This window comes from Candidatus Nanobsidianus stetteri, assembly GCF_003086415.1.
In the GTDB taxonomy this organism is placed as follows: Archaea; Nanobdellota; Nanobdellia; order Nanobdellales; family Nanobdellaceae; genus Nanobdella; species Nanobdella stetteri_A.
Genome location: NZ_QEFP02000010.1, coordinates 15,267 through 28,372, shown reverse-complemented (window position 1 = coordinate 28,372; position 13,106 = coordinate 15,267). Strand labels below are relative to the sequence as shown.

Below are 13,106 nucleotides of genomic sequence, written 5' to 3'. Positions count from 1 at the left end.
GAGAACTAGAGAATAAAGTATCTGAAATTTCAAGTAATATTTCAAATATTAACTCTGCAATAGAAAGTCATCAAAATGAAATAAATAGTATTAAAAATAATTTAGAGAAAATTTTTTCTATATATGAAATGCTAATAAAAAGTTATAATCCATTTGTAGAAGAAGAAAAAAAAGAAGAATCAAATGTTCAAGTTATAAATGAAAATAAAGAAGAAAATAAAGAAAATAATATATTACCATTAAGTAAGCTTGATGATAATCCAACTGTTTCTTCAATTATAATTGGTTGGTTAGCATATTTAGTTAAAAAATCAAATGTAGAAGAAGTAGATGATGCATTGGATTATTATGAATCAATTAATTGGATAACTGAAAAAGTAAAAATAAAATTAAAGGAATATTTAAATGGATTAAAGAATGTTGAGGGAGAAAATAAAAAGTTATTACCAATGGATCATATAGTAAGTCTATATATAATATCAAAATTAGCACAGATAGGTAGTTCAAATAATATTGAGAGATTAAAAGATCTATATAATGAGCTAATTCAAAAAGGATATATATCACCAATAAAAAGATGATAAGAGAATTAATATATTTATTTATTCTATTTGTAGCTGGATATTTCGTATTAAGTTCATTTTTCAACTTTTACTCTTCAGCAGGAAAAATAATTGCAAATGAAATATCAAATATAACAAACCCAACATATGAAAGTCAAGTAAATTATATAGTAAATTATAATAATTATGGTAATTATTCAATATTGTATTTGGTACAGAATATAAATCCATCTAATTGTATAAATAATATAGAGGTAGGAAATACAATGGTTAACTTTACATATAAAGTATTAAATCAGTATACAATAGAATTGAATGTAAGTTATCCAGTAAATGCTGGGGATAATTTAACAATAACATTTTGTAATGGCCAATCATCTTTATATTATATTAGCCCATAATGGTAGAATATATTAATGTTTATTTAGATAGGGATGAATTTTCAAATAGAATCGGAGGGGGAATTCCAAAAGGTAGTATATTTATAATTGAAGGAGAAAATGGGACTGGAAAGAGTATAATATGCCAAAGAATATTATATGGAGCTCTATCAAATAATCATACTGCAACCTATATTTCTACAGAGTTATCAGTTGTAGACTTTATTAAACAAATGGAATCATTGGGTTATGATATAAAAGATTATTTATTAAATCAAAAATTATTATTTATACCAACACTTAACTTATTTAATAGAATAAAGGAAAAAGAAAATTTAATATTTGAACTAACAAAAGAAAAATCTAAAAAATTATTAGAAAATGAGTTAATAATATTAGATTCTTTATCATATCCATTAATAAATGGATTAGATAAAATGGATTCAATAAGATTAATTGAATTTTTAAGTAAAATAAAAAATCTGGATAAAACAATTATTTTAACATATAATCCTTCAGAAATAAATAGATTTTTTGTAAGAAATATAAGGAGAATTGCAGATATATACTTTAATTTAAGGTTTTCTTCCATTGGAGAATCATCTTTATTAAAAATAATAGAGGTAAAGAGATTTAGATATCCAATGGGTATATATAGTACATTAATACCATTTAGAGTAGAGCCAAATATAGGGCTAATAATTGAAATATCTTCATATGTATAATGCCTGAACAAATACAAGAAACAAAACAAGAATATATAATAAAAAGGGAAAATGCAAAAGTAATAACTAATGATATAACTACATCATTTGATGAAGCATTGAATAAATATGAGCATCTTAGAAATTATATTAATGAAATATCATTAAAAATTGGTCCTCCCGAATGGATGACTTCTCTAGATTTTTCTTTAAGATCTAGAACTGAATTTAATATATTATATCCTGTTGGAGATCCGATATTTATTCATATATATAAATTACCATCTGGAGAAACATTATATAATGTAATAGAACCTGAATTAAATGATAATGAAAAGAAAAAATTGGAACAAATACAAACAAAAATTGTTAAATATGCAATAGAAGATATTAACTTTAATAATGTTGAAGAAGTAAGAAGGTACATAATTGATCTATTTAATAAGGTTATTGATTTTCAAAGAAGAAAATTATTTTCTGATAAAGTATATATAAAAAATAAAGAAGAATATGATAAGTTATTATATTTCTTAATTAGGGAAAGATTTGGTTATGGTTTTTTAGAACCATTTTTAAGAGATCCTTATTTAGAGGATGTCCATATATTGGGTTTAGGTCCAATCTATGTTGTACATAAAATATTTGGAATGCTTAAAACAAATAGAGAATTTAAAAATGAAGAAGATTTAAATAAATATATAATTAAATATTCACAAATAGTTGATAGGCCAGCATCAGAAACAAGACCAATAGTTGATGCAATATTACCAGATGGATCAAGAGTTAATTTTATATATGGTAAAGATATATCTTTGCATGGATCTTCATTTACAATAAGAAAATTCTCTGCAAAACCATTGAGTATAACACAATTAATTTCTTTTGGTACAATTTCTCCGGAGGAAGCTGCTTATTTATGGCTAGCAATTGAAAATGGAATGAACATAGTAGTATCTGGAGAAACTGCATCAGGAAAAACGACATTATTAAATGCATTAGCTACATTTATTAAACCTGATGCAAAGGTTTATTCTGTAGAAGATACACCTGAATTAAATATACCACATAATATATGGCAAAGATTAATTACAAGAGAAGTTGGAAAAAGTGCAGATGTATCTATGTATGATCTATTAAGAGCAGCATTAAGATCTAGACCAAATTATATACTAATAGGTGAGATAAGAGGTAAAGAGGGATATGTAGCATTCCAGGCAATGCAAACAGGTCATCCTGTTATGACAACATTCCACTCAGGTAATATAACTTCATTAATAGAAAGATTGACTGGAGAACCAATAAATATACCAATTACATTTATAGATAACTTAAATATTGCTGTATTTACAACATCTGTAACAATAAAGGGAAGATATGAAAGAAGAGTAACAAATATATATGAAATAGAAAAATATATTGCTGAGATAAAGAAGGTTGCTGTTAGGAATGTATTTACATGGAATTCCGTACAAGATAAACATATGTTTATTGGAAAATATAATAGTTATATATTGGAAAGAAAAATTGCACCATTAATGAAAATTGATGATAAAAGAAAAATATATCAGATATTAGATTATAGAGCTAAGATATTAAAAAAGATGGTTGAATATGAGATATTTGATTTCTTTGAAGTATGGGAAATACTGAAGAATTTCTATATAAATGGACCTTCATCATTACCATTTTCAGTATAATTAATAAATTTTTCTTGAGATTAATTTAATTATGGATCGGTATTAAAAAGGCAAAAATTTTTGTTATAAATAATTATGATGGATAAAAATATTATAAAATTACTTTTATGGAAAAAGCCAGCAATAGAAGTATTAAATGAAGAAAAGGCAAATAAGATAAATAATTTCAGGCATTATATAGGATATGAAATATCAGGATATGTCCATTTAGGTACTGCAGTTGTATCTGGATATAAATTAATTGATTTTATGAATTTTGCAGAAACAGAAGTATTTTTAGCAGATTGGCATTCAGTAATAAATAATAAATTGGGTGGGGATCCTGAAGTAATTAAAAGAATTGCAAAGGGATATTTTACTGAAGCAATGAAACAAACAATAAAATCTTTGGGTGGGGATCCTAATAAAGTAAAATTTGTTTTGGCATCTGAAATATATAATGATGATTATTGGGCAGAAGTAATTAAAATTGGAAAAAATACTACATTAAATAGATTATTAAGATCTATTACAATTATGGGAAGAAAATATGAAGAATCAATGCCATCTGCAAATTTAATATATCCATTAATGCAGGCTGCAGATATAATATTTCAAAAAATAAATATTGCACATGCCGGAATTGATCAGAGAAAGATTCACGTAATTACAATTGAATATGCTGATAAAATAAATTATAATTTAATTGCAGTACATCATCAATTAATAACAAACCTACAATTGCCATATGAAACATTTCAAAAATTAAAATCTGGAAATATAAAAGAAGCTAAAGAAGAATTGTCTGAACTAAAAATGTCAAAATCTATACCAGGTTCTGCAATATTTGTTCATGATAGTCCTTCAGAAATTATTGATAAGATAAATAAAGCATTCTGTCCTCAAAGAGAGTTAGAATTCAATCCAATATGGGAAATAATTGAATATTTAATATTTAGGGATCAAGAAAATTATTGGATAATAAAATATTTATATGAAAATAATTTATATAAAGTAGAAAATGTTGAAAAAATAAATTATGATATATATGAAGAATCAAAGAATAAAAATAAAATAAATTGGAATGATGTATATAAAATAATTGATAAAGAATCTAATGAATTATATAAATATTCATATAAAGATATTGAATTTGAGATAATTAATGAAAAAACTGGGGAAAGAAAAGTATATAATAATTTATGGGATTTAAGAAAAGATTGGGTTGAGGGAAAAATACACCCATTGGATTTAAAGAAAGCTGTTGGAAAATGGTTAGCAAATAAATTAGAACCTGTATATAAATATTTTACTGAAGGACCTGGTAAGAAATATAAAGAAGAATTAGATTCTGTTAAGATCACTAGGTAGTTACATTTATAAATTTTTTTATCAATGATAATTTATGAAGATTGACAAAATGATTAACAATTTAGTCATGTTAATTGGATTGTATAGATTACATGCAAAAAAATTATTTAATAAAATACAAGATAATGAGGCAAAGATGTTATTATTAATGTCATTTAAAGATAATGATATATTAAATATTTTGGAAGATATTGTTGAAAGAAAGAAAATATTTGATGAATATATAAGGAATAATCAAATAAAGAAAGCTTATATAGTATATAAAGATATTGAATATAAATATAAGCTAGCTGAATCTTTATTATATGATAGAATTGAAGATTTAGTTAAAATAAGAGCTTTAGATATTGCGAAATCTAAAAAGAATTAATCTTTTTTCTTTACTTTATATAAAGGTATTTTTCCTTTATATGATAAATATACAAAGACATCTATAATAATTAATATTAATATGATTAATGTTGACATATAGTATAAATTTTTATTTGGAGAATAAGATAGAGTACTCAATATAATTGCAATAGTTATCAATGTAATTATTAAAGAAATATAAAGTTCATATTTTGTTGCATATAATTCTTCCTCCATTAATAATTATTTTATAAAAATATTAAAAAATCTGAGCTCAAGACCCTCATCATTTATCAGCCGATGAGTTTTTCTTCATTATAAGGATATTATAAAAATTTATTTTAAAAATGATCATTTATTTCCAAATTCATATAATTATATTTATTAAAGGATAAATATAACAATGCCTGAATAATTCTTTTTATAATATTACTATCTAATATTGTTAAATACTGTATATATTATTTTAGATATATTTTATAATTTTCATTATAAACAGTTTTTATTTTCATTTATAATCCCATTATATAATCTAAACCTTTTTTACATTTAATCTAAATTGATCTTTGATTATTAAGTTGTTAATTTTTTATCTTTGATTTTCTAATTTTGTTTGTTACAATTACATAACTAAAATATGAGATAAATTTACAAATTTTTCTTATATAATAGAATAGTATGAGTGGTCAACCATCAGATGAAAGTTCTGAACAAGAGGATATTAAAAAATTAAAAGATCACATAAAAGATTTGGGAGACTTATTAGACGACTTGTATAAAAAAGTACAAGAAAACTTTAATCTACCCAAAATAGAAAGTTCTATTACATCAATAAATTCGTATTGTCATAAATCCGGTAGCGAATCTATTCTGTGTGAACATAACGTCAAATCGCACCATTATTATAAGGATAGGGAAATTATGTGTTATTCTGACATGCCATATTTTCCTTCTAAAATTAAATGCACTGAGGATAACGATAGATCAGTTGAGTTATTTGATTCTCTTCAAACCATTTCTTTCTTAGAAAAGATAAAAGATAACTCTCTAAATATATTTTATGCAGCATTTCCAGAAGTCCTTAAGAAATCGAATGATCGAGATATACTTATAAATTTAGATGCATATACTGATTCAAAGGGGCAAACAAAAGAGAATCCAGAAATAAGTAAACGTAAAATAGATGAAAGCAGTTACACAATTGAATATTACGATGATATACGCTATATCAAGATATATGTAACCCTCGGTGGATCTAATATTTTGGAGATTTAAGACTTTTATGACCTTTACCTTTTATTAAATTTTTCAAAAATGATTACATCTTTAAATTTATAATTATAGATATTTTATTTTTAAAAATGTTTGTCAATTACAATTACATGATTATAATATAAGATAAATTTACAAATTTTTTTATATAATATATAGTATGGACAGCCAACAGCCATATAGAAAACCCGATTTAATGAAAATAATTGATAAATATATAAAAAAAAATAGATAAAAGTCAAAAATATGATCAATATTCATATAAAAGTTCTAAAGAAGAAAAATTTAAGCAGTACGTAAAATCTTCCATAGGCGAACTAGATGCCTCATTATCCGAAATGGTTAAAAAAGCACAAGAGAAAGCTAATATATCTAAAATAAAAAAAGCTCATACATTAATAGATTTGATATGTCTAGAATTTGATGATTTGTCTTTGTCTTGTAAACGTTATATTGATGCACGCCTTCATATTGAAGAAAATAAAGTAATTATGTGTTATACAGGCTGGGATGGTTCACCTTATAATTTTGGATGCACTCATGATGGTTATGAGCCCTTATTTTATTTTGAAGATCCCTTTTCTTTCATAAAGAGAGTAGAAAGCTCTATTCTATCTGCCTTTAGTATGCTAAGGTTTGGAAAGTTACTTGAAAGTTATAGGCTGGAATATAGGGTTATACATATAAAAACAGATGCTTTTACGAATCCAGACCATCCAACAAAAGCGAATCCAGAAATGAAAATAGGTAAAAATTCTATAAACTTTTACAATGGTAGATCTTATATTCAGATTACTTTTTACTTTGATGTCTTTAAACCATCATATTTGGAGTACTTTTAACTTTTACGTCTTTAACCATTATGGATTTTTTATTTCAAAAATGATTATATTATTCTAAAATTATTAAGTTGTTAATTTTTATCTTTGAGATTTTATAATTTTGTTTATTACAATTTACATAACTAAAATATAATACAAATTTACAAATTTTTTATATAGTATAATAGTATGTATAATCAACAATTAAATAAAAGTTCTAAAGAAACATCTGATTTAATAGAAAAAATTAACATATGGAAACTAAGAGATGATATAGAAGAACTAAAGGACTCGTTAAACGAAATGACTAAAGAAGTAGAAAAAATAGCTCATATATCTAAAATAAAAGAATTCTATATATCCATGAGTTTGCATCGCAGGGAAGATAAAAATTTTAATGGATCTATAGGGAAGGAATATTATAGTATAACAGACTACTTTTATAATAATTATAATAATAATTATCTTACAGAAGACTTTTATAATAAGATTAAATATAATTATTTTACAGCAAACTTTTATAGCGGAGATGATATAATTTCATGTAGTTTAGATTATCTAGTTGATAAAATTAAATGTGATAGTCATGATGGCAAATCATTTAGTTTATCAGATCCTCATCAAAGTTGTCCTTTCCCAAAAAATATAAAAAAGAAAATTCTAGATATATTATATTATGATATATTATATCCAGGGGAACTTATGAATATTGGTAATCGATATAAGAATATGATCGCAATTTTTTCTATGAATTCAAAAAATCAAACAGAAGAGGATCCAAAAATAAGTATATCTAGAAGTACATATGATAATGAATTTAGATTTGAATACGATGGGGGTATATTTAAGATTGAGATTACTTTGTTGTAGATTTATATTCCTCTTAAGTTATAATTTTTTAACTTTTGTTAGATTTTTATTTCAAAAATGATTATATTATTCTATAATTATTTTGTTATTAATTTCCGTCTCTGACTTTATAATTTTGTTTGTTACAATTATATAACTATAGTATAAGATAAATTTATAAATTTTTCTATATAGTATAATAGTATGAATGATCAACAACCGGTTAATAGTTTTGAAAATATATCTGATTTAATGGAAAAAATTAATAGATTGTCGGAAGAAGAAACTAAAAAAAGACTAAATGATCATATAAAAAAATTAGAGGACTTATTAAAGTGGATGACTAAAGAAGTAAAAGAAAAGACTTATTTATCTGAAATAAGAAAAAACCTTACCGAAATAGATATGGGTTGCCATAAGCATAGTGATGGACTTATGTTGTGCGGATACGATATTACAACATCCTTTTATAATGAAGATAAATATAAATTAGCTGAGTGTCGTTCAAACACAATATCTTATAAAATTAAATGTACCGATTATATTGGTAAATCGTTTGAGTTATATGATCCTCCCCAAGATTCTCCCCAAAATCCTAGAGGCTTTTCTTTTAGGGAGGGTATAAAAGATTCAATTCGAAGTATACATAATACATTACATCCAGCTGTACCTATGCATATGGGTAATCAATATATACACATGAGAGCAACTGTTTCTACAGATCCATATAAGCAAAGAATAGAGAATCCAGTAATAATTATAGATGATAATATATTTATTTATTACAATGGTAGATCTACTATTACAATGTTTTGTAACTTATATTAGCCCTTCTGGATTGTACTATATTATTATTTCATAATTATTTTGCCGTTAATTTTTATTTTTAACTTTATAATTATAGATACTTCATTTTTTAAAATATTTGCTTATTACAATATTATGGAAAATATACAATTATATGAAAGTTCTGAAAAAATATTTGATTTTCCCATAAAACATTTAGAGAACTCATTAAACGAAATGGCTGAAAATGCACAATCAAAGACTGTCATATCGTGATGAACCTAGAAGTGAAGTTTATAGTTGTTCACTCCAGATACAACGACGCACCTAACAGTTCCAATCATCAGACCATCAATAATAAAACTTTGATGAGGATATCACTGAATAAGAAGATTGGAGAGCATCATAAACCAATCCACATTGAGTTAATAAAATGAGCCTGAAAGAACTGAGAGATAAAATAGATGAGATAGATTATCAGATCCTTTATTTAATTTCTCAAAGGTTTTTGATTTCTAGAAAAATAGCTGAGATTAAGAATATGTTAGGTTTACCTATTAAAGATGAGACTAGGGAAGCAGAAGTACTAAAGAATTGGGTCGAAAATTCCAAAAAACTGAATGTTCCTGAAGAATTGGCAAGAGAACTTGTAAACTCCATTTTGTATTACTCTAAGAAAGTTCAGCTTACCAATTCCTATCCCAAGAGAGTAACTATAGTAGGATATGGAGGCATGGGCAAAGCTTTGGCCAAGCTTCTCACCTCAGCCGGACACAATGTGGTAATAACGGGCAGGAACTCTGATAAAGCTGAGAATGTTGCAAAGGAATCTGGATGCGTCTATATGCCCCAGAATGAAGCTCTGAAATGGGGGGATTACATAATTTTAGCCCTACCACCCGAGGCAATCAAGGGAGATTACTTCTTTAACCTGAAGACTGCATTAAGAGGAAAGACTGTGATGGACATCCTCTCCGTTAAGGGAGACAACTTTGACTTCCTCGAGAGAATCAGTATTGAGGAATCTTTCCGGTTCGTCTCCACTCATCCTCTCTTCGGTCCCCAATCAAACCCAATAGGAGAGGATATAGTAGTCATACCCTCTAAAACTAGTGAAGACATAAGCGACGTTATCTCTTTCTGGAAGTCGGCTGGATTGAATGTTATCATTAGCGACCCTGAGAAGCACGATAAGGCTATGGCAGTAGTTCAGGTACTTTCTCACTTTTATTTGCTGGCCTTGAAGGAAAGTTACAATAAGTTGGCAAAAGTATTGGGTGTCAAGAAAGAGATAGAAGTCATGAAAACTGTGACCTTCAAGGATCTGATGAGGATTATAAATAGAGTGAGCTCTCAGGAGGACATAGTAATGGAGATCCAAAAAAATAACCCTTACGCTTTTATAGCAAGAAAGATTGCGATAGAAACTATTTCAGAGCTCTTTAAGAGGTTGGGAAAAGATATTCATCATTCGCAAGAAGATAGCAGACCGGTTGACACTAAAAGAGATAGTAAAGAATAGAGAGACTTAGTGTAAGGTACCTTAACTTTTATGATAAAGAACTCTTAGTTGCCTGACTAGATAACCTAGTCTAGATGATAATAGATCTTTATTTGAGATTATCTTCAAGAAGTATGCTAACATACTACAGATTGGCCAAAAACGCTTAGAACTTTGACTTGCCGAAAAAGTAAAGAGATCTGGTTAAGTATAATACTAATCTATTTAACTCAAGAATTGACAACAAGTTATTTAATTCTTATATTTTATACATTAATTTTCAAGAATTTTATATCATACTTTAATATTAAATTATTTAACAACTATCCAGAGAACTTAAATAGAAGACGATTAGACTATCAAATAATTATTATGCCCTGATTTCATAATTATAGATATTTTATTTTTAAAAATATTTGTTTGTTACAATTATATAACTATAGTATAAGATAAATTTATAAATTTTTCTTATATAATGTAATAGTATGGACAGTCAATATCTATATAAAAGTTCCGATTTAATGAAAAAAATTAAACAATGGGAACTAGAATATGATATAAAAAAACTAAAGAGCTCATTAAGTGAAGTGGTTAAAAAAGCACTAGAAAAGGTTGGCATATCTGAAATAGGAATATTCGATGCATCCATAGGTTTAAGTTACCCTAAATATTTTGATTTTAATGAAATTACTAGTAAACTTAAGAGGCATGGATATAATTATCTTACATATCTTATAGAAGACTTTTATAATAAAGGTGAATATGGTTATCTTACAATATATATTTATTATAATAAAAAAGGTAATAGAAAAGTACTTTCATGTCATTTAAACCCACTACTTTATAAAATTATATGCTCTGATTATAATGGTAAAAAATTTACGTTATCAGATCCTCTTCAAAAATGTCCTTTCCCAGAAGATATAAAAAAATCAACTCTAAATATATTATATGATATATTAGATCAAGGAGAACTTACAAATATGGGTAATAAAAGTATGAATATAGTCATAAAGGCTTCGGGGTATCCAGACAATCAAATAAAAGCAAATCCATTAATAAGTATACATAAAAGTGAATATAATAATGAATTTAAATATAATGAGAATGGATTTAATGTTAATATTACCTGGTGGTACTTAAATCGCTCTTCTAAGTCATAACTATTTTTTAGCCTTTATAGATTTTTTATTTCAAAAGTAGTTATATTATTCTATTATTATCTTTTATTTTTTGAATTTATAATCACAAACATTTTATTTTTAAAAATATTTGTTTGTTACAATTATATAGCTATGGTGTAGGATAAATTTATAAATTTTTCTCATATGATATATAGTATGGACGGCCAACAACTATATAAAGAACCTGAAAAAATACAGGGAGAAAAAATTAATAAAGGGTTACAACTTATTGGAAGCCAACTAGATAGCTTATTACTAGGAACGGCTGCATATGTGAAAGAAAAGGCTACCAACGACTTTGGAATAAAAGAATTTGGGGTGAGAGGATACTCTTTAGCAGGTAGTTTGGATTGTCGTAAAGGTATGTATGGAGGTATTCAGTGCGATAACTATGATTTTACATTATACGTTCTTAATTCTCTAAAAGACAAGGATGAAATTGAATGTCATTCGAACTCTACATTTTCACCTAATAAACTTCGCTGCACTCATTATAGCAGTAAGTCATCATTTGAATTATCTGATTTGCCCCAAATCGCTAATTTCCTAGATGGTATGAAATATTTAGTTCTAATTGCATTAGGTGTATCAAAGCCAGAAGCATTTACAGATATGGGTGATCAGCAAAGAATGCGTATAACAGTAACTGCTTCTAGACATGGAAAGGAAGAACCTAATATTAATATACACTACCAATATTATTAATAAGCTATAATTTTTTAGCCCTTATTAGATTTTTATTTCAAAAATAATTACATTATTCTAACAAATTAGAAAATTTTTTAATTGATGATTTTGCAAAATATTTAATAAAATATTATGAAATTAATTGATAACAACAAATTATTTAATTCTTATATTCGATATATTATATTTTCTAAATCTTTTAAATCAAATAAATGTAAATTATTCTCTTTAATTCTTTCTTTAAAACTCTTTGCAAATATTATATAGTATTTATTTTTTATATCTAAATTTATATATTCAGATTTTTCTTTTAAATCTTCCAATACTTCTTTTGCATTTATATTATCAGAATATTTACATTCTATAAAATATATATCTTTTGTATTTTCATTATATGCAACCAAATCTATTTCTTTATCTTTATACCACCATTTTCCAATTTTTGTAAATTTAAATAATTTGCTTTTTATTAAAAATTGTTTTGCTATATCTTCAAAAACATATCCTAGGTTAATTCTTCTTTTCTATCTTTGAAATTTTGTATAATCATAATTATACCAATTGTAATTATACATATATAAAGTTTATTATCGTTTAAATTACCCTTTATAATGTAAATCTATAGCTTAAGATAATATGTTTAAAGGACTAAAAAATTGTATGATCTTAATATTTACTTTCCCAAATTTATTAATTTCTTTATTTCATCTCCATATTTACTTAGTATATTTTTTAATCCTTTTATTTTATTTGCATCTAATATTTCTACTTTATCCTTTATTTCAGGATATGCATTTTCTAATAATTTCTTTGCTCTTTCTTGATATTCATTATATTTTGATATAAATTTTGATGCAAATAATTACTTTCTTTCTCAGAAAGATTTAAACAATAATAAAATAGTGGATCATATCAGATAAGAGAATTTATATCAATAAAAACTATAGGATAATGTTCTAAT

Annotated in this window: 15 protein-coding genes; 13 read left to right on the top strand and 2 right to left on the bottom strand. The window is 25.3% G+C overall.

Going from position 1 to position 13,106, the window contains the following annotated elements:
- The 6 genes from DDW03_RS01905 to DDW03_RS01880 form a co-directional block, all read left to right on the top strand.
- A partial coding sequence (locus tag DDW03_RS01905; RefSeq protein ID WP_228615375.1) for a FlaD/FlaE family flagellar protein occupies positions 1–581 on the top strand: 581 nt, incomplete at its 5' end.
- Complete coding sequence (locus tag DDW03_RS01900) at positions 578–964, top strand: hypothetical protein (protein WP_228615374.1); 387 nt, start codon at positions 578–580, stop codon at positions 962–964. The genes DDW03_RS01905 and DDW03_RS01900, both read left to right, overlap by 4 nt.
- Positions 964–1,668, top strand: a complete 705-nt coding sequence (arlH, locus tag DDW03_RS01895) for an archaellum protein ArlH (RefSeq protein WP_228615373.1) — start codon at positions 964–966, stop codon at positions 1,666–1,668. The genes DDW03_RS01900 and arlH overlap by 1 nt, the downstream gene beginning before the upstream one ends.
- Positions 1,668–3,344, top strand: coding sequence for a type II/IV secretion system ATPase subunit (locus tag DDW03_RS01890; protein ID WP_228615372.1), 1,677 nt, complete (start codon positions 1,668–1,670; stop codon positions 3,342–3,344). Before arlH ends, DDW03_RS01890 begins: the two co-directional genes overlap by 1 nt.
- Positions 3,345–3,422: 78 nt before the next feature.
- Entirely contained in the window at positions 3,423–4,694 is a 1,272-nt protein-coding gene (locus DDW03_RS01885; RefSeq protein WP_228615371.1) for a tyrosine--tRNA ligase, read from the top strand.
- Between the two features lie 34 nt (positions 4,695–4,728).
- Positions 4,729–5,064 carry a hypothetical protein gene (locus DDW03_RS01880; RefSeq protein ID WP_228615370.1) on the top strand — a complete coding sequence of 112 codons (336 nt, stop codon included), beginning with the start codon at positions 4,729–4,731 and terminating at the stop codon, positions 5,062–5,064.
- On the opposite strand, the gene DDW03_RS01875 is transcribed toward DDW03_RS01880, so the two are convergent.
- Positions 5,061–5,282, bottom strand: a complete 222-nt coding sequence (locus DDW03_RS01875; RefSeq protein WP_228615369.1) for a hypothetical protein — start codon at positions 5,280–5,282, stop codon at positions 5,061–5,063. The two genes, DDW03_RS01880 and DDW03_RS01875, sit on opposite strands and share 4 nt — an antisense overlap.
- A gap of 441 nt (positions 5,283–5,723) precedes the next feature.
- On the opposite strand from DDW03_RS01875, the gene DDW03_RS01870 reads away from it, so the two are divergent.
- The 7 genes from DDW03_RS01870 (at position 5,724) to DDW03_RS01840 (ending at position 12,163) form a co-directional block, all read left to right on the top strand.
- The gene (locus tag DDW03_RS01870) at positions 5,724–6,320 is read left to right on the top strand and encodes a hypothetical protein (RefSeq protein ID WP_228615368.1); all 597 of its coding nucleotides are present in this window, start codon (positions 5,724–5,726) and stop codon (positions 6,318–6,320) included.
- A gap of 335 nt (positions 6,321–6,655) precedes the next feature.
- The gene (locus DDW03_RS01865) at positions 6,656–7,159 is read left to right on the top strand and encodes a hypothetical protein (RefSeq protein ID WP_228615367.1); all 504 of its coding nucleotides are present in this window, start codon (positions 6,656–6,658) and stop codon (positions 7,157–7,159) included.
- Positions 7,160–7,327: 168 nt separating this feature from the next.
- The gene (locus tag DDW03_RS01860; RefSeq protein WP_228615366.1) at positions 7,328–8,008 is read left to right on the top strand and encodes a hypothetical protein; all 681 of its coding nucleotides are present in this window, start codon (positions 7,328–7,330) and stop codon (positions 8,006–8,008) included.
- 183 nt (positions 8,009–8,191) lie between these two features.
- Positions 8,192–8,815, top strand: a complete 624-nt coding sequence (locus DDW03_RS01855) for a hypothetical protein (RefSeq protein ID WP_228615365.1) — start codon at positions 8,192–8,194, stop codon at positions 8,813–8,815.
- A gap of 391 nt (positions 8,816–9,206) precedes the next feature.
- A complete protein-coding gene (locus DDW03_RS01850; RefSeq protein ID WP_228615364.1) occupies positions 9,207–10,295 on the top strand; it encodes a chorismate mutase in 1,089 nt (362 codons plus the stop codon).
- A 464-nt stretch (positions 10,296–10,759) separates the two neighbouring features.
- Entirely contained in the window at positions 10,760–11,437 is a 678-nt protein-coding gene (locus tag DDW03_RS01845; protein ID WP_228615363.1) for a hypothetical protein, read from the top strand.
- A 177-nt stretch (positions 11,438–11,614) separates the two neighbouring features.
- Positions 11,615–12,163, top strand: a complete 549-nt coding sequence (locus tag DDW03_RS01840) for a hypothetical protein (protein ID WP_228615362.1) — start codon at positions 11,615–11,617, stop codon at positions 12,161–12,163.
- Between the two features lie 149 nt (positions 12,164–12,312).
- On the opposite strand, the gene DDW03_RS01835 is transcribed toward DDW03_RS01840, so the two are convergent.
- The gene (locus DDW03_RS01835; RefSeq protein WP_228615377.1) at positions 12,313–12,660 is read right to left on the bottom strand and encodes a DUF234 domain-containing protein; all 348 of its coding nucleotides are present in this window, start codon (positions 12,658–12,660) and stop codon (positions 12,313–12,315) included.
- Positions 12,661–13,106 lie beyond the last annotated feature (446 nt).

What these genes read in the sequence shown, in the direction of transcription:
- DDW03_RS01880 (WP_228615370.1), top strand. Translation starts at nt 4,729, where the DNA reads ATGAAGATTGACAAAATGATTAACAATTTAGTCATGTTAATTGGATTG.
- DDW03_RS01845 (WP_228615363.1), top strand. Translation starts at nt 10,760, where the DNA reads ATGGACAGTCAATATCTATATAAAAGTTCCGATTTAATGAAAAAAATT.
- arlH (WP_228615373.1), top strand. Translation starts at nt 964, where the DNA reads ATGGTAGAATATATTAATGTTTATTTAGATAGGGATGAATTTTCAAAT.
- DDW03_RS01885 (WP_228615371.1), top strand. Translation starts at nt 3,423, where the DNA reads ATGGATAAAAATATTATAAAATTACTTTTATGGAAAAAGCCAGCAATA.
- DDW03_RS01860 (WP_228615366.1), top strand. Translation starts at nt 7,328, where the DNA reads ATGTATAATCAACAATTAAATAAAAGTTCTAAAGAAACATCTGATTTA.
- DDW03_RS01875 (WP_228615369.1), bottom strand. Translation starts at nt 5,282, where the DNA reads ATGGAGGAAGAATTATATGCAACAAAATATGAACTTTATATTTCTTTA.
- DDW03_RS01850 (WP_228615364.1), top strand. Translation starts at nt 9,207, where the DNA reads ATGAGCCTGAAAGAACTGAGAGATAAAATAGATGAGATAGATTATCAG.
- DDW03_RS01870 (WP_228615368.1), top strand. Translation starts at nt 5,724, where the DNA reads ATGAGTGGTCAACCATCAGATGAAAGTTCTGAACAAGAGGATATTAAA.
- DDW03_RS01855 (WP_228615365.1), top strand. Translation starts at nt 8,192, where the DNA reads ATGAATGATCAACAACCGGTTAATAGTTTTGAAAATATATCTGATTTA.
- DDW03_RS01890 (WP_228615372.1), top strand. Translation starts at nt 1,668, where the DNA reads ATGCCTGAACAAATACAAGAAACAAAACAAGAATATATAATAAAAAGG.
- DDW03_RS01900 (WP_228615374.1), top strand. Translation starts at nt 578, where the DNA reads ATGATAAGAGAATTAATATATTTATTTATTCTATTTGTAGCTGGATAT.
- DDW03_RS01840 (WP_228615362.1), top strand. Translation starts at nt 11,615, where the DNA reads ATGGACGGCCAACAACTATATAAAGAACCTGAAAAAATACAGGGAGAA.
- DDW03_RS01865 (WP_228615367.1), top strand. Translation starts at nt 6,656, where the DNA reads ATGGTTAAAAAAGCACAAGAGAAAGCTAATATATCTAAAATAAAAAAA.